Source organism: Devosia aurantiaca (assembly GCF_011058215.1).
In the GTDB taxonomy this organism is placed as follows: Bacteria; Pseudomonadota; Alphaproteobacteria; order Rhizobiales; family Devosiaceae; genus Devosia; species Devosia aurantiaca.
Genome location: NZ_JAALFG010000005.1, coordinates 132,484 through 157,961 on the forward strand (window position 1 = coordinate 132,484; position 25,478 = coordinate 157,961).

The 25,478-nt window shown below is 60.2% G+C and carries 37 protein-coding genes and 1 pseudogene; 4 read left to right on the plus strand and 34 right to left on the minus strand.

The genetic code is table 11. The annotated features are described in order from the left end of the window. Nucleotides 1-5 precede the first annotated feature (5 nt). The 7 genes from G5575_RS18075 to G5575_RS18105 all read right to left on the minus strand — a co-directional run bounded on the left by G5575_RS18075 (nucleotide 6) and on the right by G5575_RS18105 (nucleotide 7,372). Nucleotides 6-656 (minus strand): LamG domain-containing protein, encoded by a 651-nt coding sequence (locus G5575_RS18075; protein WP_164535537.1) that lies wholly within the window; start codon nucleotides 654-656, stop codon nucleotides 6-8. Continuing rightward, nucleotides 653-2,278: a carboxypeptidase-like regulatory domain-containing protein gene (locus tag G5575_RS18080; protein ID WP_164535538.1), complete on the minus strand. Its 1,626-nt coding sequence runs from the start codon at nucleotides 2,276-2,278 to the stop codon at nucleotides 653-655. The genes G5575_RS18075 and G5575_RS18080 overlap by 4 nt, the downstream gene beginning before the upstream one ends. A 12-nt stretch (nucleotides 2,279-2,290) precedes the next feature. Continuing rightward, the gene (locus G5575_RS18085) at nucleotides 2,291-4,105 is read right to left on the minus strand and encodes a hypothetical protein (protein WP_164535539.1); all 1,815 of its coding nucleotides are present in this window, start codon (nucleotides 4,103-4,105) and stop codon (nucleotides 2,291-2,293) included. Between the two features lie 178 nt (nucleotides 4,106-4,283). Further along, complete coding sequence (locus G5575_RS18090) at nucleotides 4,284-4,595, minus strand: hypothetical protein (protein WP_164535540.1); 312 nt, start codon at nucleotides 4,593-4,595, stop codon at nucleotides 4,284-4,286. Next, nucleotides 4,592-5,425, minus strand: coding sequence for a hypothetical protein (locus tag G5575_RS18095; protein WP_164535541.1), 834 nt, complete (start codon nucleotides 5,423-5,425; stop codon nucleotides 4,592-4,594). The genes G5575_RS18090 and G5575_RS18095 overlap by 4 nt, the downstream gene beginning before the upstream one ends. Nucleotides 5,426-5,428: 3 nt before the next feature. After that, complete coding sequence (locus G5575_RS18100) at nucleotides 5,429-6,337, minus strand: hypothetical protein (protein ID WP_164535542.1); 909 nt, start codon at nucleotides 6,335-6,337, stop codon at nucleotides 5,429-5,431. 114 nt (nucleotides 6,338-6,451) lie between these two features. Continuing rightward, nucleotides 6,452-7,372, minus strand: coding sequence for a phage tail length tape measure family protein (locus tag G5575_RS18105; RefSeq protein WP_207633250.1), 921 nt, complete (start codon nucleotides 7,370-7,372; stop codon nucleotides 6,452-6,454). Nucleotides 7,373-7,599: 227 nt separating this feature from the next. Here G5575_RS18105 and G5575_RS18110 point away from each other — a divergent pair, with 227 nt between their 5' ends. Continuing rightward, nucleotides 7,600-8,010: a hypothetical protein gene (locus G5575_RS18110; RefSeq protein ID WP_164535544.1), complete on the plus strand. Its 411-nt coding sequence runs from the start codon at nucleotides 7,600-7,602 to the stop codon at nucleotides 8,008-8,010. Here G5575_RS18110 and G5575_RS18115 read toward each other — a convergent pair. The 15 genes from G5575_RS18115 to G5575_RS21320 form a co-directional block, all read right to left on the minus strand. Further along, complete coding sequence (locus tag G5575_RS18115; RefSeq protein WP_164535545.1) at nucleotides 8,007-8,231, minus strand: hypothetical protein; 225 nt, start codon at nucleotides 8,229-8,231, stop codon at nucleotides 8,007-8,009. The two genes, G5575_RS18110 and G5575_RS18115, sit on opposite strands and share 4 nt — an antisense overlap. 86 nt (nucleotides 8,232-8,317) lie before the next feature. Then, complete coding sequence (locus tag G5575_RS18120) at nucleotides 8,318-8,683, minus strand: hypothetical protein (RefSeq protein WP_164535546.1); 366 nt, start codon at nucleotides 8,681-8,683, stop codon at nucleotides 8,318-8,320. Then, a complete protein-coding gene (locus G5575_RS18125; RefSeq protein ID WP_164535547.1) occupies nucleotides 8,683-9,387 on the minus strand; it encodes a phage tail tube protein in 705 nt (234 codons plus the stop codon). Before G5575_RS18125 ends, G5575_RS18120 begins: the two co-directional genes overlap by 1 nt. A 54-nt stretch (nucleotides 9,388-9,441) precedes the next feature. Further along, entirely contained in the window at nucleotides 9,442-9,834 is a 393-nt protein-coding gene (gp17, locus tag G5575_RS18130; protein ID WP_164535548.1) for a tail completion protein gp17, read from the minus strand. Next, the gene (locus tag G5575_RS18135; protein ID WP_164535549.1) at nucleotides 9,834-10,271 is read right to left on the minus strand and encodes an HK97-gp10 family putative phage morphogenesis protein; all 438 of its coding nucleotides are present in this window, start codon (nucleotides 10,269-10,271) and stop codon (nucleotides 9,834-9,836) included. The genes gp17 and G5575_RS18135 overlap by 1 nt, the downstream gene beginning before the upstream one ends. Continuing rightward, nucleotides 10,268-10,624, minus strand: coding sequence for a phage head closure protein (locus tag G5575_RS18140; protein WP_164535550.1), 357 nt, complete (start codon nucleotides 10,622-10,624; stop codon nucleotides 10,268-10,270). Before G5575_RS18140 ends, G5575_RS18135 begins: the two co-directional genes overlap by 4 nt. After that, nucleotides 10,624-10,926 carry a head-tail connector protein gene (locus tag G5575_RS18145; protein ID WP_164535551.1) on the minus strand — a complete coding sequence of 101 codons (303 nt, stop codon included), beginning with the start codon at nucleotides 10,924-10,926 and terminating at the stop codon, nucleotides 10,624-10,626. Before G5575_RS18145 ends, G5575_RS18140 begins: the two co-directional genes overlap by 1 nt. 3 nt (nucleotides 10,927-10,929) lie before the next feature. Beyond that, complete coding sequence (locus tag G5575_RS18150) at nucleotides 10,930-11,223, minus strand: hypothetical protein (RefSeq protein ID WP_164535552.1); 294 nt, start codon at nucleotides 11,221-11,223, stop codon at nucleotides 10,930-10,932. A 60-nt stretch (nucleotides 11,224-11,283) separates the two neighbouring features. Further along, nucleotides 11,284-12,447 (minus strand): phage major capsid protein, encoded by a 1,164-nt coding sequence (locus G5575_RS18155; protein ID WP_164535553.1) that lies wholly within the window; start codon nucleotides 12,445-12,447, stop codon nucleotides 11,284-11,286. 120 nt (nucleotides 12,448-12,567) lie between these two features. After that, the gene (locus tag G5575_RS18160) at nucleotides 12,568-13,449 is read right to left on the minus strand and encodes a head maturation protease, ClpP-related (protein ID WP_164535554.1); all 882 of its coding nucleotides are present in this window, start codon (nucleotides 13,447-13,449) and stop codon (nucleotides 12,568-12,570) included. Between the two features lie 45 nt (nucleotides 13,450-13,494). After that, nucleotides 13,495-14,709, minus strand: coding sequence for a phage portal protein (locus tag G5575_RS18165; RefSeq protein ID WP_235936129.1), 1,215 nt, complete (start codon nucleotides 14,707-14,709; stop codon nucleotides 13,495-13,497). A 4-nt stretch (nucleotides 14,710-14,713) separates the two neighbouring features. Further along, nucleotides 14,714-16,405 (minus strand): terminase large subunit, encoded by a 1,692-nt coding sequence (locus G5575_RS18170; RefSeq protein ID WP_164535578.1) that lies wholly within the window; start codon nucleotides 16,403-16,405, stop codon nucleotides 14,714-14,716. Beyond that, complete coding sequence (locus tag G5575_RS19630; protein WP_207633251.1) at nucleotides 16,405-16,920, minus strand: hypothetical protein; 516 nt, start codon at nucleotides 16,918-16,920, stop codon at nucleotides 16,405-16,407. Before G5575_RS19630 ends, G5575_RS18170 begins: the two co-directional genes overlap by 1 nt. 411 nt (nucleotides 16,921-17,331) lie before the next feature. Beyond that, nucleotides 17,332-17,685, minus strand: a complete 354-nt coding sequence (locus tag G5575_RS18180) for an HNH endonuclease (RefSeq protein WP_164535555.1) — start codon at nucleotides 17,683-17,685, stop codon at nucleotides 17,332-17,334. A gap of 42 nt (nucleotides 17,686-17,727) precedes the next feature. Continuing rightward, nucleotides 17,728-17,853 carry a hypothetical protein gene (locus G5575_RS21320; RefSeq protein WP_268904459.1) on the minus strand — a complete coding sequence of 42 codons (126 nt, stop codon included), beginning with the start codon at nucleotides 17,851-17,853 and terminating at the stop codon, nucleotides 17,728-17,730. 167 nt (nucleotides 17,854-18,020) lie between these two features. On the opposite strand from G5575_RS21320, the gene G5575_RS18185 reads away from it, so the two are divergent. Then, entirely contained in the window at nucleotides 18,021-18,242 is a 222-nt protein-coding gene (locus G5575_RS18185) for a hypothetical protein (protein WP_164535556.1), read from the plus strand. Nucleotides 18,243-18,284: 42 nt separating this feature from the next. On the opposite strand, the gene G5575_RS18190 is transcribed toward G5575_RS18185, so the two are convergent. After that, complete coding sequence (locus G5575_RS18190) at nucleotides 18,285-18,683, minus strand: cupin domain-containing protein (protein WP_164535557.1); 399 nt, start codon at nucleotides 18,681-18,683, stop codon at nucleotides 18,285-18,287. A 60-nt stretch (nucleotides 18,684-18,743) separates the two neighbouring features. Here G5575_RS18190 and G5575_RS18195 point away from each other — a divergent pair, with 60 nt between their 5' ends. Then, nucleotides 18,744-19,178 (plus strand): hypothetical protein, encoded by a 435-nt coding sequence (locus G5575_RS18195; protein WP_164535558.1) that lies wholly within the window; start codon nucleotides 18,744-18,746, stop codon nucleotides 19,176-19,178. Between the two features lie 14 nt (nucleotides 19,179-19,192). Beyond that, on the plus strand, nucleotides 19,193-19,546 hold the full coding sequence (locus G5575_RS18200; protein ID WP_164535559.1) for a hypothetical protein: 354 nt from the start codon (nucleotides 19,193-19,195) through the stop codon (nucleotides 19,544-19,546). Nucleotides 19,547-19,626: 80 nt separating this feature from the next. On the opposite strand, the gene G5575_RS18205 is transcribed toward G5575_RS18200, so the two are convergent. The 11 genes and pseudogenes from G5575_RS18205 to G5575_RS18255 form a co-directional block, all read right to left on the minus strand. Next, on the minus strand, nucleotides 19,627-20,184 hold the full coding sequence (locus G5575_RS18205) for a hypothetical protein (protein WP_164535560.1): 558 nt from the start codon (nucleotides 20,182-20,184) through the stop codon (nucleotides 19,627-19,629). A gap of 3 nt (nucleotides 20,185-20,187) precedes the next feature. After that, nucleotides 20,188-20,649: a hypothetical protein gene (locus G5575_RS18210; protein ID WP_164535561.1), complete on the minus strand. Its 462-nt coding sequence runs from the start codon at nucleotides 20,647-20,649 to the stop codon at nucleotides 20,188-20,190. Nucleotides 20,650-20,914: 265 nt separating this feature from the next. Continuing rightward, a complete protein-coding gene (locus tag G5575_RS18215) occupies nucleotides 20,915-21,346 on the minus strand; it encodes a hypothetical protein (protein ID WP_164535562.1) in 432 nt (143 codons plus the stop codon). Between the two features lie 44 nt (nucleotides 21,347-21,390). Continuing rightward, a complete protein-coding gene (locus G5575_RS18220) occupies nucleotides 21,391-21,771 on the minus strand; it encodes a helix-turn-helix domain-containing protein (protein WP_164535563.1) in 381 nt (126 codons plus the stop codon). Beyond that, nucleotides 21,768-22,016 carry a sigma-70 family RNA polymerase sigma factor gene (locus G5575_RS18225; RefSeq protein WP_164535564.1) on the minus strand — a complete coding sequence of 83 codons (249 nt, stop codon included), beginning with the start codon at nucleotides 22,014-22,016 and terminating at the stop codon, nucleotides 21,768-21,770. Before G5575_RS18225 ends, G5575_RS18220 begins: the two co-directional genes overlap by 4 nt. After that, a complete protein-coding gene (locus G5575_RS18230; protein ID WP_164535565.1) occupies nucleotides 22,013-22,663 on the minus strand; it encodes a helix-turn-helix domain-containing protein in 651 nt (216 codons plus the stop codon). Before G5575_RS18230 ends, G5575_RS18225 begins: the two co-directional genes overlap by 4 nt. After that, a complete protein-coding gene (locus tag G5575_RS18235; protein ID WP_164535566.1) occupies nucleotides 22,660-23,331 on the minus strand; it encodes a hypothetical protein in 672 nt (223 codons plus the stop codon). The genes G5575_RS18230 and G5575_RS18235 overlap by 4 nt, the downstream gene beginning before the upstream one ends. Next, nucleotides 23,328-23,867 carry a phosphoadenosine phosphosulfate reductase domain-containing protein gene (locus tag G5575_RS19635; RefSeq protein WP_207633252.1) on the minus strand — a complete coding sequence of 180 codons (540 nt, stop codon included), beginning with the start codon at nucleotides 23,865-23,867 and terminating at the stop codon, nucleotides 23,328-23,330. The genes G5575_RS18235 and G5575_RS19635 overlap by 4 nt, the downstream gene beginning before the upstream one ends. 421 nt (nucleotides 23,868-24,288) lie before the next feature. Next, nucleotides 24,289-24,435 carry a hypothetical protein gene (locus G5575_RS20830; RefSeq protein ID WP_164535567.1) on the minus strand — a complete coding sequence of 49 codons (147 nt, stop codon included), beginning with the start codon at nucleotides 24,433-24,435 and terminating at the stop codon, nucleotides 24,289-24,291. Continuing rightward, complete coding sequence (locus G5575_RS18250) at nucleotides 24,432-24,782, minus strand: hypothetical protein (RefSeq protein WP_164535568.1); 351 nt, start codon at nucleotides 24,780-24,782, stop codon at nucleotides 24,432-24,434. The genes G5575_RS20830 and G5575_RS18250 overlap by 4 nt, the downstream gene beginning before the upstream one ends. 230 nt (nucleotides 24,783-25,012) lie before the next feature. Then, nucleotides 25,013-25,478, minus strand: a pseudogene (locus tag G5575_RS18255) (hypothetical protein); the annotation flags it as partial.

Consider the following 25,478-nt stretch of genomic DNA (forward strand, 5'->3'; position numbering starts at 1 on the left):
GCCTCCTAGCGGGTAGCAATGCCAGCGGTGCCGCTGGCGAGTTTGGCGATTTCATCGGCCGTCAGAACCCGGCTCCAGAGGCTGATGTCATCGAGAAGACCGCTCCAGAACGTGGTGGTGTTGTTCGCGCCGATATATGCAGTTCCGGACGGCGTGGTGATCGTGCCAACGGAGACCGAGCCGGCAGCAACGCCGTTCACGTACAGCGTCAGGTTAGCGCCGCTGTTGCCATTCTTTACAAAAGCGACATGGTACCAAGTGTTGAAGGCCAGCACCGGCGTGAAGGTGTAGTCGGCGATATTGTCTTCGGTGAAGCGAAGTCGACCGTCCGACAGAATGGCAAAGCGGGAACGATTGGTCTGTGTTCCGTTGAGGAACAGCGTTCCGGTGGCTGCAAAGTTGATCCATGCAGCCAGGCTGAAGTTGGTCGTCATGGCCGACTGGATCGGAACCGCTATCCTGCTTGAGGATCCGTTGAAGCTGGCCGCACCCCTGATCTTGCCGGGCACGAAAGAAATGCTGGTCGGCGTGCCTGGAAAGGTGCCGTAGGCGTCCGACGCATCTGCGTCGAGCGGATAATAGGCCAGCAGACCAACCGGCGAGATCACCGGCTTCCCGCGCTTTCGACGCTGACGAAACCAGCCCGGAAAGGTCACGCGCCTGTCTCCGCAACGGTGTGGACCCTGACCTTGCCGCTACGAACGACACCCGAAATGAGGTATACGGACCAAAGCGGCGATATGGGCACACCGCCAACCTCGGTGAAGTCGAAAGCTGCCGTGTCATAGGTGTGGGCAAAGTTGCCGGTGAAGACGATCGTCAGCGGCAGGCCGTTTTTGAGATTGCTTGCAGTGATGGTCCGCGCGGCCGTCGCAGTCGCTGTCTGGTTCACTCCAGCAGCCTGGTCGAACGTCATTGTTGAAGCATCAGCTGGGCCCGCCACCCATGCCATTGCCGCCTGGGCGACGTCGGGCGCTATGGCGCGATCAGCGAGGCCGCTTCGAACCTCGCCGGCGGTTGCCTGCTCGATGATACCCGCAGCCGTGGCCGAACTGAGCGAGATCAGCGCCATCAGGGCGCCCTGGCTCGCCAGTGTCAGAAGCGCACGGCCATAGGTCGTGGTGATCAGTGCCGCGATCGCTGTAAGGTCAGTGTCCGCGGGCTGCAGATCGGCGATGGCGACGCTCGCTTGCTCCAGCTGCTTGCCGGTCGCATTGGAGAAAACGGCGATCCGCCCGCTGATCGATGAAGCTGGGCCTTTGACGTCGCCGTCGCCGGAGCCGGCATTGCCCGTGCGCGTGAACTGGAAGCTGACGGGCTGGCCATTGCCAAACGCTGTCGCCCCGGAATGACCTGTGACCCCGACCTTGAAGTATCCTGACGCGGCGACGGCTGAGACCACGGAGAAGATCGCCTGGGCATTGTCGGAGACACGCGTCAGCACAATCTCCCCCTTGATCGGGCTGGTGCTGTCGTCGAGCCGGTCGAGGAAGTTGACCAGGGACGAACCGGCGCGATTGACGTTGTCGACGTAGAGAAAGGCGGCCGCGGAGAGATCAGCGTTGCTGGCTTTGACAATACCATCAGTCGGATCGCTGTCGGCGGTGTTCGTCGACCAGATGAGCAGGATGCCAGGATCTCGGCCATCGATGCCGGCCGCACCCTGCCCGCCTGCAGCGCCGCGCGGCAAGGTGAGGTTGAGTTTGCCGCCCTGGGCCGTCGGCGTGATGCTGAAGCTGGCATCGCTCCCCGCAGGCCCGGTTGTCGTGGTACCGGCTTCGAACGCGAATACAGGGCCGGTCATATAGGCCGGATCGGTCCAGTCGCCCGACGTCGCCGACTTCTTGGCAAAGATCGCCGAGCGACCGGCATTGGCCGCACCGAACGTGTTGCCGACATCGGCAACGAGCACGGCAAACAACGCGCCCTCGGCGTTATAGGCCGCTCGATCTGCCATGGTGCTAACCATGACGTCGTACCGGGCGCCGTTGATCGCATCCTCGATGTCGAGCTGGCCGGCGGTACCGATACCGACATAGCGCCAGATTTGCTCGAAAGCGCCGACCGACGCTTTGACGCGATAAGCGCCGCCGGCGACGTGGAAGAAGACTGTGGCCTCTGCTGCCGTGAAGGGATTGCCCAAGGCCGCCGTGCCATTCGCATCCGAGAACAGCGCCACAAGCGAATTGTCGCTTTCCCGCCGCACCTCGACCTGCGCTCCAGCCACGGCGTTGCCGTTGCCGTCCTGCACGAGGCCGGTCCATCTTGCTAAAGCCATTGCTGTTTCCTGCTAGTTGATCAGACGACCGCGAAGGGTGTTGGTCGGGCCGGTCTTGGTCGAATACGAGTTACCGTCGATGGCAGCACCCGCGCCGCCGCCGTTGCCGCCGCTCAGTGTCGGATTGGTGCCGGTGCCGCCGCGATCACCTGCATTGCCGGGATTGCCGCCGCTGCGACCACCGCCAGCTTCGCCCCCGCCGCTGCCGCCACTACCGCCACCGGTGGCAGAGCCCCCTCGACCAGGGTTGTTACCGCTACCGCCAGCGCCTGCAGCCACACCAGCCCCGCCGCCGCCCCCGCCGCCGCGACCACCACCTGAGATGCTGCCAGATGGTCCGCCAGCACCACCGCCGCCCCCGCCGCCACCGCCCCAGAGTGACGCACCTTCAAAGAGCTCCAATTTAAAGGCATGACGAGCGTAAAGTGCCGTGCCGCCAGCACTACCGTTACCACCGCCACTACCCGCACTGCCGCCCTTACCGCCGGCACCGCCTTTACCCCGGATGCCGCCGCGTAAGCGGATGGTCAGGTTCGCAAAAGCTGGCCAGTCGCCCAGGACAAAGGCCGCAAGAGACGTAGAATTTGACCCGACAAGCACGCCGGGATTGATGATGCAGATAATCTCATCGTCGACAGTCGGCGCCGGGTAGAGCCGATCGTAAGAGGCACGCCAGTTGAAGTTCTGAACGTTGGAATTGATGATGATCGTGCGGTCGCCGAGGTCGATCGGCTCACCGACAAAGCGAAGCTCGGGCGCCTCTATCAGAAAGCCACTCTCCTGCGGCGTGATCCGGGTGATCTGAGAGGGTATGACTGCCGGCGCTCCGGTGTCGGTCTGCATCGGCTGGGCCATGACATTGCAGCCCATTCCAAGCTCGGGCAAAGGCTCCACACCGCGAAAGGTTTGAAACGTCATCAGCCGCGGCGGGAAACGGTATTGGCCGAGCACGATGTCCCCTGCCCGCTGTGCCACCTGCCGGCCGAACTCTGGAATGAACCGGGCATAGATTTTCTTGACCGCCGGCTGGCCGTAATCGGCCTCTGCCAACAGGTCGCCGGAGACATGCAAGGAGCGATAGTTGGTCGGGTCGTCAGCTTTGGTCAGCGGATTGACCAGCCCATAATATACCCACACCTGCGACAGGCGCTTCTCGTGCTGGTCCTTGATCCGCATCGAGCGCGACAGGATGTTCTGGTCATCGAAGAGCGCAGCGTCAGACAAGATCGGCCGCAGAACGCGCATGCGCATCTGTCGGTGCAGATCGTCCCACCAGACCGCCAGCGCAGCTTGCTGGACGAGTTCGGACGCAAGCTTGTTGACCCCTGTCGGCTCCGGGATCAACGCGCTATACAGCACGCCCAGGAAGGCGCTCGCCTCCTCCTGCCAGTCGTTCAGATCGATATAAGCAGCCGGCACGCCGGCATATGTCACGAACAGATCGCGCAGGATCGTCGCCGGGCTCTGGCCAACATATTCGAGGCACAACTGCACGCGGTCCTGAGATTTGTGCGCTACGGCCGCGGTGTTGTAGCGGGCTCGGGTGAGCGTAAGCACGTCGCCCGATCGGGTGAAGGCGCAGATCTCCTTGCCGCCGATGCTGACATAGCCCGAGGCGGGATATTCGAGGTTGCCGATGCCCACCGGCAGGAGCGTGACGGATGTCGTGCCGGAGCCGATATCTGCTGTCAGGTAGCCACGCGAAGGCTTCGGCGCCTGGGCCCGTTCGTCGTCTGCCAGCTTGAGCGCGTCCTTGGCGACGATGGTGAACCGCCCTTCGGGGCTTGGCCCATCGAAGCTTTCCATGACGAAGTGGCGCGTCTCCATCTCCTCGAGCGGCTGCCCGAGCTCGCCGCGAATAAGCCGGATCGCCCTGCCGCGAAGAAACGGGTGGCGTGACCGGAACTTCCCCAGAACTTACCCTGCTTGAACGGGTCGTAAGGGCGCTCGGCCACATACTTGTCGAAGCCGATGCCTGTGTCAGGCCAGCGGAAGTCGGAGAATGTCACCGACAGCGAGGCCCGCGTACCAAGGTTCTCCCCAGCGACACCGTCGGCGGCGAGAAGTTCTCCGCCTCGATCGCAGGGATGGCCTCAATGCCGCTTTCGGCCAGATAGGCTGTGCCTTTAGCAAAACGCAGCGTGACCGGCTGGTTCAAGAAAGCTTCGCGGACTTGGCACGTGGCTGGCGTGTTAAAGCACTTGTGGTCGCCGGTCGGACTGGCGCCGCTCATGGTTGCCGGGCACGCGCCTTCGCCATAGCGCAAGGAGCAATAGTCGAGGTCGACCTCGACGAAGGTCAGGAGCTTCTTGGTCATATCGCCAGCGCATCGAAGGAAAAGTCGAGATTGACGAAGACGCCGCGCGCCAACATCAGCGTCTCTGGTCGAATGTCGGACGTTGTCCAGGCGTAGGATGCTTCGTCAGGGTAAAGGTCGGGCATCCACGCAAAGAAGAACGGCGCGCCACGAGCCACGCGCACGAAGTCCAGCATGTTGGCATCGAACCAGTGCTTGCTGATGAACTTGAAGGACACGCCCGAGCTGAGTGCCTGGCGCGTCACCAGCCGGCCAAGATAGTCCCCGCTTTCGGCCAGGCCCGTTACGATGTCGTCGCTCGACGCTAGATGCGCCGGCACATGGCCCTCCTGCAGGCCGCGCGGCATCTGCAGCAACCGCCCGACATGCATCACCGCCAAGCGCGGCGGAACACCATTGGGCACGATGCGCAGCCGCACTCCTCCAACCGGTTGCCGCTCGAAACGAAGGATCGTCGGCTGGTCGTTGGGGAGCAACCGCTCTTCCGACACGGTCTGCCATGCTGACGTCGTCCCTATCGGCAAGGCCTGAACCTCGACCGTGGCGCCCGTCGATCCGAAGTTGTGCCGTGCAAGCCCAACGTAATCGACGCCATCACCATCCTGCACATCGATCGTGATGTACTGAACTGTGGACTGGGTCGACTGCCACCGGGCCGCGGTAGACGGGTTTGCAAGATTGGTGGCGGGATACGCCTCGTTCTCGTAGCTCGCAGAGACGTTGTTGATGGTGATCAGGTTGTGCCAGCCGATGACAGGGAAGTTCCCGTTCTCATCCTCGTCCCAAGGGTCGAAGGTGAGGACGAGATTGCGCGATAGATACAACGGCATCGGTCAGGGCCTCGTAAGAATGATCTGATGCCCATCGGATTGCAGATCGAGCAGCTTGCCGATCAGCTCCTCCACTTGTTGGGTGGGGTGATAGTCGCCCTGCAGGGTGATCGCGACGGCAGTCGACGTCTTTGCCTGCCCACTGCCCTGCCCCACGGAAGGAGCCGACGCACCGACGGTTGGTCGGGAGCCGCTGCCCTTCTTCGCAGACATGATGGTGCTGATCTGCGCGATGCCTGCAGCGGCCACCGCAGCGGCGCCTGCAAAGCCCAGAATGCCGCCCTGCGCCAGAGCCTTGGTGATACCCTCGGCAGTGTTGATCACCGCAGCTGCCACAGCGAAGGCCTTCGACGCGCCAAGGTTGTCCTCGCCGAAGTTCTCCATGATCGTGCTGAGCGAACCGAAAATGCCGGCCGCATGTCCCACCAGGCCGGAGCGGATGCGCGCCTCGTCTTCAACCTGCCGTTGCGTGATCTGCGACATGCGATCGGAATGCTGCTGATGGGCAGCCTCCATCATCGCGTCATACTCGGCTTTGAGGATCATGCCCTGATCGTAGAAGGCCTGGATTTGCTCAAGACGCTTTTCGTGGCTGGCGATCTCGGCCTGCTCTTCGGTCATCAGCGCCGTGCGCATGGCCTCCAGAGCGGTCGCCATCTGGTCGCGAACCGCGCCGCCCGCCCCGCCGGCCGCAACGCCAGTATTCGTCACGGTGTCGTTAAGAGCAGTCAGCGCGAGATTTGTCGTCTCAGCCTGAACGCCAACACCTTCCACTGCCTTGCCGAGTTCGCCGAGATAGTTGTGGCTGAAGCCTTCGGTGAAGGCCGACTGCACCACTCCACCAAGCTCCGCTAGAGCGCCCGAGGGCTCTCTGATGAAGCCCGTCAAATTGGCGTCCTGCAGGCCCTCCATCCCAGGAATCTTCCGAAGTGCACCTATGATCCCATTGACGCCGCTTTGAACAATCTCGATCGAGCCGTTCATTGCTAGGGTGAAGATATCCCCGAAAGCCGCTGGCAGCATGCCCTAAGCCGCCGTTACCGCTTTAAATGCACCGACGAAGAGTCCGATTGTGTTGTTCGCCGCACCTTGAACTATGCCGACGAAGTCGACACCAATGAGTTGTTTAATTTCGTCGCGGAATACAATCGCCGCTGTAACGGCTGCCGCCAGAGCGGTCACCAGGAGGCCAATGGGATTAGCCGCCGCAGCTTTGCCGACAGCAATGAAGGCGGCCTGAGCCGATGCCCCAAACGCAACGGCGGCGCCCGACATCGCTGCCCAAACAGTCGGCCCAAGCGCAACCGCTATGGCCGAGCCAACAACTGCTGCCGACTTCGCAAGAACACCCATGTTGGCAGTTACAAAGTCGAGCGCCCCAGCCACGGCGATCAGCCCCATCTCCATGCCGGCGTTTACGCCGAGGCCGGTTGCTACAGCTTCGAAGAACCCCTCAAGAGCCATCGTGGCGTTGGCCTGAGCTTTCGTTAGGCCGGTGAAACCAGCCTCAGCCACCCCCGCAACCTGCTCCTGCAGCGTGTCGAGGATGACCCCTTGGGCGCCGAGGAGATCGTTCGACTTCATGAAGCCGGCGATCATTTCCTTTTGCTGATCGGTGAAAGTGATGCCGCGCTTGGTGAGCATGGCAAGACCCTTTTCCGGGTCCGCCAGGGCGCGTGCCAAGCCCTCGACGTTCTGCTTTAGGTCTCCGCCCCAGGCCGCAGACATGTCGTCAGCCAACTCGATGGCTTCGAAGAATACCTGGCGGTTGAAGCCGAAGGTGGCTAGATTGGTAGACACCGCCATGATTTCTTCGGCAGCTCGTCCGGTTGACCGTTCAAGCCGATCGGCAAAGGCAGCCACCTCAGACCCGCTGGTCTTGGCAGTGTTTCCAACATTGGTTAAAGCCTGGTCCAGCTGGGCCGTAAGCTTCCGCATCTCCTCCATGCGGCCGACGCCTGCCCTACGCCCGTCGCCACGCCAGCAAACAAAGCGACGCCGCCCAGTGCGGTAAACGCCTTGGTCAGCCCGCCCAATGCGCCCTTGGCCCTGTTCATGCCCTGCTCAAACTCAGCAGAATTCAGGCCTAGATCGACTCGAAGGGCGCCGATGACAGCCGCCATTGTTGACTCCCCCATAATCCGATGTCACCCATTTCGGCTTTGGGAGGCGAAATGAGACGGTTTGCGTGCAGTGTTTTCGTTTTGATAATGAGCTCAGCCGCCGCGTTGGCTTCGGAGTGTCAGCAAGGATCGGCCACGCCCCTGAAGCTCATTTCATGGACGGCCGAAAATCGAGAAACGCCGTTGGGGACAGCCACCGATATCGGGATCAAGATTGGGAACTCGACAGACGTCGAGTACCGCCTTCTCACTACGTCGGTGTTCATAGACGACGCGCTTGGAAACCATATTGGTGGCTGGACAGTGCCAACTAATGGCCAAATCAAAGCCCGCGATCAGTTCAAGCTTGAGCTTACTTCTTTCGGGATCACCAATCTGCCCTCGCTCACTGCTACGGACGTGGCGATAACGATCTGTGCAGAGTCGGCGATTACGGCTGATGGCGAGAAAGTCGAGTTTTAGTGCACCGACTTCGAAGCCCAGGCTGACATGGCGGCAAAGTCGTCTTGCCAGTCTCGATTATGCGCGGGCGCACCCTTCTTGGCTTTGATTTGCAGCCTGTCGAGCTTCGTGAAGCGTTCGGGTTTTGGTGGGTGATAGCTGGTGAGGAATGCCGTTTGATGCGCCAGCCAGGCGCGGTCATTGTGGGCCCGGCGATCCCGTTCCGCGCAGGCGTCAAGCACCAGCAGGATTGTGCGCGGCGTCTCCCGCCAGAACGCCGAAGGGTCTTGGCCTGCCTCGACCCATTGCGATAGCAGGCCGAGAGGATCTAGCCCCGCGGCGCCTTGCGAGGGTTTGGCTTGGTGCCCGCCTTGGCCTGCGGAAAGGCAAGATGGATGGCCTTGATGATGGCCTCCATGACGATCGGCAGTCCTGCCTCCCCCGCGATGACGCCGGCCCGCTTTAGGTCAATATCGGGGTGATGATCCTGCAGAGCCCCCCACACCAGCATGCGGATAGTCGTAATCCGCAGCCCCTTTGGATCGGCCTGCGCTGCCTGGAGGTCGCCAATGACTTCTAGCAGCGGGCGTCCGAAGGCGTCTTCCAGTTCGCACATGGCGTTGAGGGAAAGCGAGACCTTATAGGTCGCGTCGCCGGCGATGAGGGGCACTTCGCCCAGATGCGGATTGGCCATCAGGTTGCCGCCACCACGTCTGCCGTTTCGGCGGTCGTGACCACCGTTTCGAAGTCGTCATTGCCGCCTGTCACCACCGCAGTGATCGGCTTGCCGACATCGGCCGCCACCGGCACATAGGCGCTGCCCGTTGCACCGACGACATCAACGCCGTCCACCTGCCACTGCACCGTGGCATAGCGGGCGCCAGCCCAGATACCCTGGTCGAGCTCCACCACCGACCCGACCTGAGGCGGCGTGGTCGAACTACGGAGAAGCGGCGCAACCAATGCGCGTGGAGCGGTGACTGGTGTCTGCAGCGGCTCGCCCGAGACTTTGAAGGACACACTTGCAGTCATGGCGTTTTCGGTTTCAGCCGTCTTCTCGTAGGACTGGCGCGATCCGGTGAACAGCACCTGCACGCCATTGGGGAAGGTGATGCGGATGCGCTTGCGCTTGCCCTTGGCTGCGATCAGCAGCGTGTCGGAAGGCGAGCCGGGAATGTAATTCATTTCGCAGCCGAATTCGCCCGGATCGCTGAAGCCGTCGATAAACTCGCGGGTCTTGTTCGGCGACTGCATATGCGACACGTCCTGCTGATCGGTCGTGTCGGAAGGCAGCGTAAAGTTCTTCACCTCTGCCACATATTCAAAGGCGTTCGGCAATTCGAACGGCGCCAGCTCGAGCGTCGAGCCATAGCCAAGCATTGCACCGGTTTCGGTCATTGCTTTTCTCCAGGGTGTGAATGTTGCGCCAGCCCACGGCGCGCTTGGGCTACGTCAGGCCGGAGCCCAATGAAGGAAGTAATCTCGGCTGTCGGTGAACCAGGTCACGTTGCCGTCTTTGTCGAAGCGTGTCCGCTGGCTCTCTTCGAAGCATCCGAGAAATTGAAAGCCGCTGTATTGTCCGCGGAATCCGGAGAGCCGTTCTCGCAAGGCATTTGCTACAGATCGCGCTTGGGCCGATGTAAGCCCCCGACTGTCGAACTGGACGCGCGTCTTAACGTACCCGCTGGGTCCTGCCATAGTGTAATCAGCAACACCCGACACGACGAACATGACTATGTTCGGCAAAGGAGCGCCCTGCACCATCGTATCCCAGTGCAAATTTGTGCTGATCAGATCCTTCAGCGGCGGATGGTCCAGCAGAAGGTTCGCAAGGACTTTCTGCATCATTTCCCCCTTGCCGCTCGACGCGCCGCAGACTGCACCGCCTTTTCGATCCCGACGATAAGCTCGTCCTGGATGCGCTGCAGCACCGCGTCCTTTGTTTGATCCCAGGCAGGCCGCATGAACGGCTGGGGCGGGTTGCCGTCGCCACCGAATTCGCGAAGGTGCCCCTGAGGCCGGCCGTCAGGTCCGACGAAACGTTCTTGTTCTGCTCGCTTGTTGTGTTGTGACTTCTGCGCCCGGGAAAGCGTGCCGCCGACTTCTATGCTTTCTCGCAGGCCACCGCTATCGACGGGCACCAAAGCTCGCGCCGCCTTGGCAGTAATTTCCCCGGCGTTGTCGAGCGCCACGCGGCCGATGGCCCGGCGCTTTGTTGGGGTGAACTGTGACAGCGCCTGATCGAGTTCGCGGAGACCCTCGACCTTGACGACGGTCTTCACGGCGCCGGCTCCACTGGCACCAGATTGTCATTTGAGCGCGCCGCGGTGATCTCGATCTCGCGTCGGCGGCCATCGCCCTCTTTGGTGCCGGAAATCTGGTACTCAACGTCCTCGCAGATCAGCCGATCAGCAGCGGTCAGCGTCTTGGTCAAGGCATCATAGCGAACGCGGAATCGCGCAGAGACAGAAGCCCCAACCTGGGCAGCCCTAACCTTCTCTCCATCGCTGACATCTTCCTTCGAAGCCCAGCGTTTGCCGAGATCTGTCCAGCCGCTTTCTGGCTCATTGAACTCATTATAGGTTGTGCCGTACCGCTGGAGGGTGATGCGGCGATCAAAGTCCCCGGAATCCATTACACGCGCAACCAGCGGTATGGATTGATTAACGTGCGCGACGACGCCGGCAACTCAGCTTCGGCATTGCCGGAACGCTTATCGTACATTGCTGAAATCGCCATGAGCGCAGCGACCTTGAACGTCGCTTCTTTACCATGCGGGACCAGGGAGATGTTGCAGTACTGGAGCACCTGCTGCTCGGCAGCATCCATCATGGCCTCGATGAGCGTGTCGTCATCGTCGCCCTCGACGCGCAGGTGCTCCTTGACCTCGTCGATGGAGTAGAGCGGGCCGAGAGTGGCGATGACGACGTTGCCCATGGATTAGTCCTCGGACTTGCTGTCGCGGGGATTCTTGTCAGCGACATTGACGTCCTGCTTCCGCAGATTGTCGGCGACTGCATCTTCGTCCGACTTGGTCGGATCGTTAAAGTCGATCTTGTTCTGATCGATCGTGGTGCCCTCGCGAGGATTGTTGTCCACGGCAGGATGGTTCGGATTGACGTCTGGTACCACTTGCTCAGGCGCACCGGACGGGCTGAAGGTGGTAGCCGGAGCAATGTCAGCAGTCTGCTGCTCCGGCGCCGGTGTTTTCGGCGAAGAATTCTTTGCGGCCATTTAGGCCTCCTGGGATCAAAAGGAATAGGGGCTCGGCGACGAAGTCGCCGAACTGATGGATCAGCTGTTGACGGCGATCTTCAGCGCGCGCATCGGCTCTGGGTTGTAGACGCCGCCACCAACACGCTTGACCGTGTAAAAGTGGACAAACGGCTTGTTGGTGTAAGGGTCGCGCAATACCGAGATGCCGATACGGTCGATGACCAGGTAAGTGGCTTCCATGTCGCCATAGAGTGCCGAGATGTTGCCGGCAGCAACACCAGGCATGCCAGGAACTTCGACAATCGGAGCGCCGTTCAGAGTTGCAGGCTCGCCAGCGACATACGATGGTTGCCATAGGTAGTTGCCCTGGCCGTCCTTCAGCTTGCGTGCAGCGCCGAGCGACATGCGGTTGATGTAGAGCTTGGCACGAGCGGCGAACTCGGACGGCAGATCGTACATTAGATCGATGAAGCCGTCGCCGGTCAGTGCCGCGGCAGCGCCGGTGTTCACTGCCTTGATGGCACCCCAGGGGTGGCGAGCAGCATTTGCAGCACCGGTCACATACGTCAGGATGCCATAAGGCTTGTTGGTGCCATCACCCGAAAGGAAGGCGATGCCTTCTTGGCGAGCAAACTCGGTGTCGACCTCGTTTGCCAGCCATTCTTCGAGGTTGATTGCTGCGTCATCAAGCAACTGCTGGCTGATCGCTGGATTTGCGTAGAGCTCGCCAGGAGAAAAATCGAGCGAGCCAAAGGTCGGCGTAGACGTTGCCGGCCGCGATGCCGTTTCGCCGACCCAGCCGGATCCGACTGCACGATCATTGAACAGCTTCTTGAACCCGGCGACCGAGATCGAAATTACACGAGCATTCTGGCGGATCATAGAGATCTGCTTGAGCTTGTTGGTGATCGTGCGATCCCATTCCACCGGTGCAACATAGCCGCCTTCACCGTCCGTGCTCTTTGTTAGAGCGGAGCTGGGAGTGCCGTGACGCATATGCGCCTTGAAAGCGGCAAAATACTCCGGCGACGTCGCAGGAAGGTCGCCGAGAACAGGGTCGCTGCTGTTGGCTTTCAAAGCAGCGATCTTTGCATTCAGATCGTCGATGGTGGACTGAAAGTTGCCGACGGCATCGTTGATCCGCTCGACCTTTTCGTCGAGCAAGACATCGGCCTTGCCCTTGAGCTTTTCCTCGTGAGCGGCCTTGAAGTCTTCGAATGCCTTCTGCAGCGCCGAGATCATGGCGGCCGGATCGTTTGCGTCGGCACGAATGCCGAAAGGAGTGACGGCACGCGGCAAGGGGCGAGCGCCGTCGAGCCCGCCAGAATGGCGAGCGCGGGAGAGTGCTTCATGATGGTCCTCCTAGGACTGAAGCGTTGCGAGGAGGCCGGAAAGTCCCGACCAGTCGGCGCCAGCGCCAGGCGTGGCTTCATTGAGGGCAGCGCCGGGCGTGCCCTTGATCTTGTTGATACGAGCGCGAGCTTCGGTGCGAGTATGCCCCGCAGAAACTAGTTCGAGCTCGAGCGCGCGCACTTCGTTGACCTGACGATCCCGGGCTTGGGCGTTTTCGTCGACCTTGACCTCGTCAGCATTGAGAAGCGCGTCAGCGAAGCCGCGTTCGATAGCCATGGATCCGGACATAAAGGTTTCATCGTCCATCCATTTGGCCACGTCAGCAGCTTCGCTTCCCGAGCGCTGTGCGTAGACATCGACCATTGCCTGGTCGAAGGGTTCGAGGAAGTCCGCCGTCTCGCGCATGTCGTGCCGGTTACCCATGGCGAGCACCCAGCAATTGTGGATCATGATGAATGACGCGGCGCCGATCTCGATTGTGTCGCCGGCCATCGCGATAATCGAGGCCGCAGAAGCGGCCATCCCCATGACCTTCACGGTGATGGGTTGAGAATGTTCGCGAAGGACATTGTAGATGGCGATGCCTTCAAACATGTCACCGCCGGGTGAATTGATCTGCACTTCGACGGGCCGGTCACCGATCGCGCGAAGCTGAGCCGAAACCTTTTTCGCTGTGATCCCGCCGCCAGACCAAAAGTCTTCCCCGATCACATCGAACATGGTGATGATGTTGTCGCCCTGCTCGATAGCCGTGGGACGAATGCCAGCGGCGTCTGCAGACCACTTGTCGAAAACCTGAGGTTTGGTCAGCGCAGACACTGCCCGGCTAGCCGGCAGAGGCATCGCGCCAGGGCGAGCTTTGGCAAAAACCCGCAGTTCATGCTTGGCCATCCTGGCCTCCATTGTTGGTTGGCTTCGTGCCCATGACACCCTTGCTTACGGTGTCACCGTCGGCGGTAGCTGGCATATCGTTGATGCTGCGCACTTCGTTCTGCGACATCCAGCCAGGGGCGCCCCCGTGCCCAGAGCCTTCGCGAAGAAGTCGGCTTGATCCTTGGTCGATCCCCGCAAAAGCGCGGCTGGATTGAATTTTACCGAGAAGAGGTCTTTCTCATCGTCAAGAAGCAGCGACCTTTCGGCCGCCTGCTGCCAGGCTTCGAACCATGGTCCCAAGGCATATTGGACGAAGAACCGGCCAAGAGCTTCGATCCCAGACCCCCAGCTGGTTTCGTCAACCATCAGCAGCGGCCGCGGAACACCGGTGACTCGAGCAATCTCTTCGACTTGCATCCTCCGGACTTCGATCAGCTGCGCATCCCGCGCATTCTGACCGATCGAGACCCACTCAAGCCCTTCTTCTCCGATGAGCGTCTTGCCGGCGTTTTCCGCACCTTCTTTTTCGGCTATGCTCTGCTTGAGCCGCTCAAAGGCAGGGTCGGAAAGCTTGCCGGGATGTTTCAGCATTCCGCCGACGAAGGCGCCGTTCTTGAACAGGCGGCTCGCAGCAAGTTCCGCACTGATGGAAAGCCCGATCGCGTCTCGTGCCTGCTTTACGATTGAGAGGCCGGAAATGCCGTCGAGTGACAGACCGCGAAGGTGGAAAACTTCCTCACCCTTGTAGACCCGAGCCGCACCTTGGATTGGCCGATAAGTGTAGCTGATCGACCAGTCGTCGTTTTGCTCGATGGAAACCTTATCTGGATCCAGAGGGACGAGTCGCACGACCTTCGGCTTGGCTGTTCTAACGTCTTTGGAGCGGATGATCAGAGCGTAGGCGTTGCCTTTTACCAGGGCTCGAAGCTGCATCAGCGTCCGGAAGTCAAATGCAGTCTGATAGTTGTTTGGCTCACGGTGCAGTAGCCGGTAGAGCGGATGCCCTGTGGCCTTTTCTTTCGTCTGCTCGTCGATGAGCTGCAGCGGCAGCATGCCTATAGCGTAAGAGATGAGCGACACGGCCCGGAAAAGGGATGTGTTGCGCATGGCGCTTTCAACATTGACCGTCGCGCCAGACGAAGACGCGTCCCCACTACGCATCAAATCGATGAGCCGAGGGTCATCCAGGCCCAGAAACACGCCGCCAATGCTGGACGCGTGCACATCGACTTTTCCCGCCGGCGCGGAACGACGGCGAAGGAAGTCGAAGATAGCCATCGTGCTAGATCATCCTCATTCCGCGCTCTTCGTAGACCGACGGGCCGCCTTGAGCTTCGGGGTTCCTCACCATGACCGTGACGGCGTTGAATAGCGCCATCATCGGGTCGATCTTGGCGTCGCCAGCATTCTGCTTGGTCGCCCGGATCGCTGTCGCCGTCGCTTCAATCTTCAGATTGCCCACACACCAGGCCATCATCGGCGAGGCCGCGTGCTTGAATGTCCCATTTGCTAGCCGGCGCTCAGTCGTCTTGATGGCGTTCATCATCATGATGCCCTGCGGGGCGCCGATGATCAGGCCCGCATCGTCAGTAACGTCGATCTCTGCCAGAGCCTCGACCATTTCGCCGAGACCAGCAGCGTCGGCTGCCACACATGCCAAAAGCCCGCGATCCTTGATGTCGCGGATGATCTCGATGATAGCCGAAATGTCCTCGAGCTCGTCGCTGACGATTGTCAGCTCACCGGCCTTCTTGAAGTCCAGCAGCCGCGGCGCGATGCTCTTGCGCCGCTCCAGCACGCCCATGTGAGCCCAGGCGTGGGTCCACGAAATCCAGTCTTTGCTGACCTTGTGCCGACCTACCAGCGTCAGCCCGTAAAGATCGTCGAGGCCGCCACCGTCGATGCCCGGCACCACCACCTCGCACATGTCGAGGAAGGCGCCGAGATCGGCCAGAGTGCAGCCGATTTCTGCCGTTTCGCCCTTTTTCCAGTAGTCAGCACCTGGCCATCGGTTCGCCCGCAGGTTCATGCCGATTTCGACATTCAGGTGCTTGGCGAGGAACACGCGCCGCGCGTCCGGATCCAAAGCCTTCTTTAGCTCGTCCTCAAGCCACTCCTGATCGACCGACCGACCCATGTTCGGGTTGGTGACATAGAAGTTTTCCGGCTCTAGGTATTGTTCCGCAGCCAGCATCTTGGGCGGGAACTCGTACAGGAGCCCGAAGCTCTTCTTGTCCTCGATCTTGCCGTCGCGAATATCGCGATAGTAGTCGAGCTTCGCTTTGAACACGCCCGCTGGCGGCTCGTCGCTCTGCGTCGACAGGTAGATCACGAAGCCTTCCGGCCTCGACACCAGGCCGCCGGTCGCTTCGCGCAGCATCGCGTCTGCATGAGGCCGCTTGCCAAACACCCACAGTTCATCGACGAGCACCCTGCCCGCCTTCTTGCCCGACACGGTGTCCGAGTCGGCGGCGACCACCTTCAGCGCGGCCTTGTTCACTCGGTGCGTAATGGTTCGCATGTGGTCCTGGACGTGAAGCAAGGCTTCAAGCTCAGGCTCCGCGCGCACCATCGCCGCTGCAGGCTTGAAGCTGTTCTGCGCGACCTCGATCGTCGGCGCCAAGATCAGCAGCTCTTCCGAATGCCTCTCGTTCAGCAGCAGTGCGGTGACCATAATCCCTGCTGCCAGGGTCGATTTCGTGTTCTTCTTGCTGATCAGAAGCAAGAACTCGCGGATCATCTGCCGGCCTGTGTCCGGATCGTAAGCGCCAAAGATGGCTGCCACGAAATCGAACACCCACTGCTCGCACGCTTCACCGAACGTCGGCTGACCGGGCACATCGACGATGCGAAGTTCCTTGAAGATGCGAACTGCTTCAGCGGCTTCGTGCGGAAACAGTGGCTTGAACGGCACCAGGCTCCGACCGGTAACGATGCGTCGTTCCCAGTCAGGGCAGGCCGTAGTCCATTCCATCATTTAGTGTTGTCGACAGCGATCTGCGGTCGCCGGCCAAACCGGCTGGCAACCTCTTCAGCGCGGCGCTGCAGCTCGTCCTTCTTCCCGCCCGGCGGCGCCGCGGCTTCGTTCAGCGTCTTCATGGCCGTGGCCAAATTCTTCAACGTCGATGCGCGCTCGGCCAATGAAATCGCCCTGAGCAACGCCTGACGACGGCGAGGATCGCCCTCTTCGTTGCAGATGAGCTCTTCGAACTCGCCGAGATGCGATGTCACCGACTCCAGTTCGTCGAGCATTCGGCCGGCGATGCCCCGGGCCCGATCGCTCAACGCTTCGGGCTTGATGCTCGGTGGCGGCAGGATCTCGGCTTGCACGGTGCGCTGCGTCTTCGCTTGGACGAAGGGGCTTTCCGGCTTTGGCTTGCGCTCCCAGCCTTCTGCCTTGGCCTTTTTGTGCACGGCGGTGTCGCTGATGCCGTACCAGCGGGCGATCTCGCGAACACCCATCACACCGGCACGGTAGTCGCGCTCCACTCCAGCCCAGTCTATGGCTTTGTTTTGCTTACGCTTTGGCACTGTAGTTTGCACCTTGGTTTGCAGTTGCAAACTTCCACAATGGAAAAAATCTCTGTGTGAGGGGGACGCGGGTGCGGAAGGCGAAGACCTTCCAGACTTTCAGATGCCCCCACCACTTGATCGCTGGCTGCTGAGGCGAGGAGAGGGCAGGATGAAGCAGACGTATTGGGGGATTCGATGACAGCTGATGCAAAGCTGCTGGCCGTTGTAGTGTTTCTTTCGGCGCTGCTTTTGGCCACTGCCCACATAATCAGACGAACTGATTACGAGAGTTGTGTTGCGACGACTACAGCAGCCTTGATTGCCTTCAACAAGGACATGGCATCGAACCCTCGCTTAGCCATTGGGGTGGCTAAGCAGTGCTCAGGGTTATCGATGTAGTCCCCGCTCTTCCCTCTGCGCCTCACTATCGTGCCATTCCTTCGACACGGCTTCGAGGTTGTTAATGTCCCAGAACAGCTGCTCATCGCCCTTGTGCGGCACCTTGTGGTGGACGACAGGGCTGGTCGGTGCCGGCGCCTTGCCGGTGAGGATTACGCCAGTGTGCTGGCACGTATAGAGGTCGCGCTCGATCACTGCCTGCCTGAGCTTCTGCCACCGGGTCGAGTGGTACCAGCCGCGCACCGTTGCGTCTGGGCTGTACTTCATGTCTCGGCGCTCACGCGGTGTGGCTAGGCGGGGCGGAAGCTTGGTCAGCTTAGGCTTGAGTACCTTCAGCGCCATTGCTTACCCTGCTCCGATTAGCAACGAACCTCGGCACAGGCTCTATTCTGGCCTGACGCTTTCCGGCTGCCCTTGCTCTAGTCCTGTGGACTGGAAGTAGCTCATACCGGCTGCCGCCACGCCGATGATGACGACAATCACAACGGCAATCAGTATTCCTCGGCTCATGCTGCAGCTCCCTTGATCAATGGCCGCCAACGGGCGCTACCGACCAAGGTTCATGAGGAACGCCTGTGTTAAAGTCCCGTTTCTCAGCCCAAAGCCTAGCCATACGTAGTTTTCCGAACTGGTCGATTGTGGTGCATCGCACGCACTATCTGTTCAGGAGGTCCGACATGGTAAAAGTTTGTAGATTGAATCAAGCCGTCGCCGATGAGCTCGGAACCATGACCGGTCCAGAGTTTAAGGGTGCGATGAAAGAGCTCAACGCAACCCTGGATCAGATGGCAAAGTTGCTTGGCATTGGGCGGCGCATGGTTGCTGCTTACCGGTCAGATCACCCAATTCCGCCGCATATTGCTCTGGCGACTCGGCAACTTCGAAGTTTGCTGGAGTAGGTATACCCTGCTGCTGACTTTGGCTTCAGAACTTCAAAAACATCAGCCAGCTAGGGGCTGGAACACCGTTTGATCCCAGTAGCGATGCCAGGCGCGCCTGTCGCGGAACTGGTAGAAGCCGCTCTTCCGTTCATGCAGACCGGGCAGAATGATCGTGGTGCACTGGCCCAACGGCAGATCGACGATGCGGTGAATGTGGTTCGCCGCAATTTGGAAGCTTTGACCGGGCTCGCGAAGGATCATCTCGCTCGATCCATCCAACTGGAACACCTGCTCCATATAGCCGCCGCTGATGACGAAGCTGGTGAACGGCCAGGGATGATCATGCGGGTCGCCATAATCGGCCTGGTTAAACTGGTGAAACACCGCGGCGGCCGGAAGGCCTTCAACGTGGTGTTTTACGAAATGGTCGGCCATCCGCTCTTCACGAAGATGAAGCATCGGTAGCTCCTGCAAGATTACCGTCAAGGTGTTAAGAAGAGAAATTTGGGAGATCTTCAAATGCCGACAGAATTAGTTGCCAGTCAATTTCACGTCGCCGCCGTCTTCAATTGCATCTTCACCGGCGGCCGCGGCACATGTTTTTCGTGGGCCGACTCCAAAGGAACCTACTTCGTGAGCGCGGCGCATGTACTCAAGGGCGCATGGTCCGGGGACAAGATCGGATTCGCCAGAAGTGGAGCTGATCCGTTCTTAGTAGAGATAAATGACATCGTCTTTGCGGAAGACGGATCTGACGTGTGCATCTTCAGCTCAACAAACTTTCGATTGAGCTGGCTGCTCCCACTGAAGGACGACGAGTTCACAAGCATTCAGCTTGGACAAGAGATGATGTTTCTTGGGTTCCCGCACGGCCTGAGCAACACCATAAAAGGGATGAACGGCTTTTCTACCCCGCTTGTTAGAAAGGCGTTTTTAGCGGAACCGTCGACTTAGGCGGCGTACAAACCATGATTTTGGATGGCTTTAATAACCCTGGCTACTCGGGAGCGCCCATCTTCATCCAGTACCAGGGACAGGTGGTGCCTTTTGGCGTGGTGTCCGCCTATCGACACGAGGTGGTGGGGCACTCGTCTGTCTACAAACTAATCGATGGTGAAGAGCAAGCGCTGCCAGACACGTACGTTAAACCGAACAGTGGAATGATTTACGCACACTACTGGGATCGCGTTACCCGGCTTCTGCCTAAGCTAAACACCCGAAACCCAACGGTAGCTGAGGAAGACATGCAAACAACAATTGCAGAGGCAGAGGCCATCGGTTGGACCATCAGGTCCTATCAAGACATCACAGCAAAAAAATAAAGGCCCGCCGAAGCGAGCCCATCTGGTGACTACAATTCGTCACCCTGCATTACGGACATTCTACTGCTTCGCAGTAGCTGTCAAGCGGCCTTGCTTCGACTCTCCAATCCAAAGTGCTTTGCGAGACCATTGAGCGCAGTCCGCAAGGTGCCGTGCATGCTGGGCTGATCAACACCCTCGATCACGATCGTTCGCATCGCGATTAGCCGCGCCTTGCACTCTTCCACCGGCGCATGGTCCTCGATCGCATCATTGGCCTTGTCGTAAGCGTCTTTGATCGCCTGATACTTGGCTGCTTCGAGTTCTTCCGAGATGGTCATGGGCGTGCAGCTGCCGGCCGTCTTGAACCCACGAGGTGACTGGAGGGCAGCCGACATCGCATTGACGATATCGAGCCAGTTCTCGGCTGCCTGCCATTGTGCCTGGCTGATGGCGCCCTGAAGGCACAGCCGACCGTGAACGGTCGATGCCTTCTGGTCCATTGCGTCTTTGGGAGACAGTCCGAACACGCTCTGCCGGTACTCTACCGCAGCCCGCATGTTCTCCTGCTCTGTGGTGATGCGCTTGCCGGCGCGGCTGGGCTTGCCGTTCTTCTCTCGCAACACGCCGATCTTACGCTTCCGTCCTGCTCTCGCCATCGCTTACGCCCCCTGCTTTTCTGCAAGTGCGCTGCGGCCTGCCGGCGGGTCACCCATCATGCCTGCGGTTACGCTGCGTGTCGGGCGCTTGAAGTTGGCAGCTTCGGCAATTGCACGCGACGCTGGGACGGTCTGAGCTGGAGCCTGGCCGGTTTTGCGCGGCGCGGTCTCATCTGCCCAACTGGGCAGAACAAACTCGACCCAGCCATCTTCGACGACCTCCGCATTGATCCAACGCTTCGGCTCACTGCGATCGACGTAGGCAGATAGGTGGCCGAGCGTCAGCGTGAAATAGTGGCTGTCGTGAACGCCCGCACGCTTGACGACATCGACCGAACCGACCGAGTTGTTTTTCCGATACCGCACCAAGCCGTGGTGCTCACCTTCGCCTACCATGACTTCCAGCTTGTCACCGGCACCCCAGCCGAACTGGACAGCCAAGTCTGGCCGAATGGTGAAGTTCATCTTGGCCGCGCCGGTCTTGCCCTTCCGCAACGAGGCGGTGACCCCGGTACCGGTTGATGCCTTTTGCGGTGCTACAAATTTTGTCCACGCCATCGCTATTCCCTCTTCTCTGCCTGGGCCCCTGCCCGTTGATCTTCTGTCAGCATCGCTATCTGCCGACGCACTCTGGCTGCTCTGGTTCTGATGCCCTCTGGCATCCAGCCACCACGCTCGAGCTCGCGAAGTTCATCCTTCAAGAGGTCGAGCCGCTGCTGCACTGAGACGCTCATGCTTGAGCCCTCGCCTGTTCGATTTCTTCGATGCGGAAGGTGCCGTTGCCAGACTTGCCAATGACGACTTTGCCGCCAGTCTTTGCGCGAAGCCGTGCCACCGCTTGGAAGTCTGGATGATCAGGCGGCACCACGACCAATCCGTTGGCCAGCGGCGGGACCGGATCGGACTTCAACGGAATATGCAGTGCTTCCACCCAGGCCGCCGTCCGGATCCACTTGCCCATGCCGGGCCGGAACTGGAGCTGGCTTTCAGGGGAGACGTTGCGGGCTGCTGCGTCCTCGATGTGCCACTGGGCGAAGCGGAGCGCTGCGGTGTAGAGGCGCAGCTTCTCGTCTTCCGACAGCCGATCGAATTCGCGTCGAGCTTCCGTCCGGTTGGCACCAGGCCGCTGTGGAAACACATCATAGGCTTCCTCAAACGACACGCTCTCGCGTTCCAGTTCGCTCTTCCGGTATTCTTCCGGTTTCTTTAGAGGCGCGCCACCAGTGACACCCTCGTCCGTGCCAACAGTGTCACCCTCGGGGTGACAGCAGTGGCACTCCCGGCCTTGGGGGTGGGTGTCAATTTGGCACCCCTAGAGAAGCCGACAATCCGGTACTCGTTTGCCTGCTGCCGACCACTCGCGTCAGCCTTACAGACCACCTCGATCAGGTTCTGATCTACAAGCCATTTCAGCCACCGCTGGACGCTGCGACGCGACATGCTGCTCTCAGCTGCCAGCCGCGCAATTGAGGGGCAGCAAAGGCCCGTTGTGTGGTTGTGCGCGTTCGCCAGCGACACCATGAGCATCTTGGCGGCGACTTCCGGCACATCGGTGTCGAGGACAAAGGCGACTGCTTGAATGCTCATGATCGAAGAGCTCCGGTCATGGTCTTGCCACCCCAGCGCAGTTCGTTCTTGTCCTTGCCCGCGAAGCTCAACCGTCCGGGGCGATGAGGCTTCGGCCGCTTTCCGTAATTCGGATGTCTGATGCCCATGTGGTGCGCAATGACCTTCACCGATCCGGGTGTGCTCTGGCAGTCCCGGGCTATGTCAGCAACCGGCCGGCCAGCGGCATAGCCTGCACGGATGATCTCGCGTCCGTCGGGCGTCATTGCTGATCGCCCCGCTGCTCTGACGCCATCCGCCGCTCATGCTGCTTGTAGCCGTGAATGATCGTCGAATGGTCGCGGCTGAACTTCTGGCCGATCTGCGGGAAGCTGAGGCGTGTCTCTTGCCTGATGCGCCAGATTGCTTCGTGCCTGGCGGTCACAACCTTGCTGTCGCGGAAGCGGCCAAGAATATCTTTCACAGCAACGCCATGCTCGGCAGCCACTTCGGCAACGATCCGCGAACTGTCTGGCCGGTACGTCTGGACCTCTGCCGGCACCGGCTGCGGCACCTGCGCACGAGCAACAGGCGCAACGAGCTGGGGCTTTGTCTTCGGAGGCCGGCCCCTTTGGCCTAGGGCCTTACGAGCGCCTCGTTGAGCACGGCGCGCGAAAGCGATCCGCCGGGCGTCATCATCGAGATCCCAAATGCGATCAGTGCCTCCCGGAACAACGCCTGGGACATCCTCACCGGTCTGGGTCAGGATGGCCCGCACATGCTTTGGGCTAAATTCAGTTTCTGCCGCGATGTCGTCGATACACACGCCTTCACGGAAACTGTCGATGACCTGCTGGTGGCGTCGGGCGACCAGAGCAGAATCCTTGTTGTACGCTGCACGGTTGGTGCCAGCGCCTATGACGGAGATGGTCATGCTGCGCTCCCGAACAGTTCACTCTGCCGGGCGTCCTTGCGGTCGAGCATGCGAAGGACGGTTTCGCCTTGGTGCTGCTTGTCCCAGACGAACCAGGCATTGAGCATCGGCGGGGCGCCTTGCCCGGTGAAATCGATCTTCCACCGCATGAGGTAGACTCGCGCCGGGGGATGGGCGGCGTAGAATGGCGCAAGGCCGCCAGCACCAGGCCAACCCCAGTTCATCAGCAGCGCCATGCAGTCGACGTCCAGAGTGTCGAGGGCATGCTTTAGCCAGCGCGCCTTGCCATTGCCCCAGCCGCACTCCGAGAATGGCGGATTGGTGACAATGGCTTTCGGGCCGGAAGTGAAGCTGTAGAAGTCGGCAATGTTAGCGCCGCAGCCGCGGTCGACCAGATCGCTCCGGATCACGGTCAGGCCGAGTGCTTCCATCTCGCGCACCATGGCGCCATCGCCGCAAGCCGGCTCCCAGACAAACCGAAATTCGCGGAGGCGATCTATTTCGGCATGCAGCAGGGCACGGGTAGGCTCAGGCGGAGTCGGATAGAAATCATCCTTTTCGCGCTCGAGCGTATCGACCTTCGACCACTCGCCATCGAGTAGCTGCGGTACGGGCTTCGATGTCTTGCCGGTGGCGCGGAACAACCCACGTGCAGATGCCGCACTCATTCGCACGCACCCCACTGGTTGCAGGCGGTGCCGAACTCCAGAAATGTTTCTAGGTTGTACTGACGGCCGCCTTTGTCGGTCTGCGCCCACTCCACAACCTGCCTGATGCCAGGCGCTGCTATCGTCTTGTCGTAGGTGTGGGCCCCGGGTGTCTTGTCGTAGGAGAAGAAGGTGGTGGCACCACGCTTGGATGCCTCACCCGCGAGATATTCCCACTCAGCGATCCGCTCGACGTGCTCAGGAAAGCGCCGAGAAATCTCGGCCACTTCCTGCTTCTTGGCCATGATGCATGGCATGCAGCCCACACGCTCCATACCTTTTTCATAGAGCGGGTTTCTGGCCAGTCCATGCTTCTCATGCATCGCCCAAACGTCGGCAAGCGTCCAAAGAAGCAGAGGCCGATACGCCAATGACGGAATGTCATTTTGCTCGAGCCGCTGCCACACGGGCAACAACGACCGGGCCAGGCTCTCTTCTGCGCGCACTCCCTGCCAGGAAACAACCTGCCGCCCTGCATCAACAATGGGCCGGTACACCTGCTCGTTGATCGGCCCGTGACCTTCAACTCTTCGGTGCAGAAGCGAGCTTTCGTCGACGGGAAGCGGCCCTTCCAGAGCACAAGATCGAGGAAAGGGTTGCCGGTCGGAGTAAGAACCGCTAGCGCCCTCTCGATTATGTCGGAAGGCACGCCTTCCTTGACCCATTTGCCGAGCACCACATCGCGCTTGGCGAGGACCCTGCTGGACAAGTCAGCCTTCACCCAGCGGGTCTCCGGACCACCGGTTTTGATGGCCAGCGTTCTGACGAAGTCGTACGTCCACTCAAGTTCGTTACCAGTGTCAGCAAAGACAGGCATGAACGCGCGGCCTTTTGCCTCCAACCGCTCAAGAGCGAGCAGATAAAGCGCGGCACTGTCCTTGCCGCCGGAAATGTTGACGACGTGCACCCAAGGATCGGTCACAGCTTCACCGACGCTTTCTCGACCGCAGCCTGGCGCTTCGTCTTGGTCGTGCAGCCCTTGGTTCTGAGAAACTTCTTCAGCTGGGCCTTTACGGCTTCTTGCTTGGAGTGGAGCTGGCGGGTTTTGGGCATGGAGAGGGTCATGACCGGCCCCTTGCCTTGGCAATTACCGCCTCTAACGCCAGCATTTCTTCGAAGGGGACGATCCACATCTTCTCGCCGGACTCGTCCTGGATGCCCATGTCGCGGCCGTTCCGAGCTTTGTAGGTATCGGAGCGAGATGCGACGATGTGCTCAGCGGCCTCTAGCAACTCTGGTGACGCGCCTATCAACCAAGCGTCGGCTTCCTCTAAAACGCATGCGAAAGTGCTGCTGCCCTCTTCAACGAGCGTCAGGATGGACATGCCAGAAGAGGCCGGGGTGAACTTCTGAATGCTGTCACCAACAAGCACGAGATCCCATGGGCCTTCTGTGTGTGTTTTACGGTTCAAGATCAGAACTCCAGTTCGATCGCCGGCGGAGGAGGCTTAGGACGCCCCTGCCCCTTCGGCTTGTTTCCGAGATGGAACTGTCCGCAGTGCGGGCAGCGATAAATGTCGAGACGGTCAGATGGTCCTCGGGCATCCCGAGCGAGACGCCAGGTTGAGTAGGCCCGCTTGCCTTCGCACTGCGTGATCTGGGGGCGGCGGAGCGGTTTCATTCATCCGGTCCTCGCGGCTTCTCACGCGGCTCGTTCGGAAGCTGGCCGTGCTTCCTCGCTCGCCACAATTCCCAGAAACTCCTCCAGTTGAGCGATAAGCCGCGCACGAGCCGGAGTAGTCGGGAGAGCTTTGAGGGCGATGAGGTTCTCGGCACTTTTACCCTCCACCGATTTGATCAGCCGGTTGTATGTGTTCTGGAGCTTCAGGTAGGGCGAGGCGTCGATGCTGGCGGGCGGCCTATAGCGCAGGCTCCACAGCAGGCCCGGCGTCACACCGGCCCACCGGGCGGCAGTGTGGCGGGCGTTTTCGCTGCCCATGCTTTCTAGACCTTCAGCACGCTCCCAGAGCGCGATAGCCCATTCCCTTGCCTGTTCGACGAGAGTTGCTGGCTCTAGGTCGTTTGCGCAGAGATCAGTCATTTTTTGATCCTCGTGCAAAGAGATTTTGCTCATGTGCAAATGGTTTCCCGATAGTTTTTGAACCATC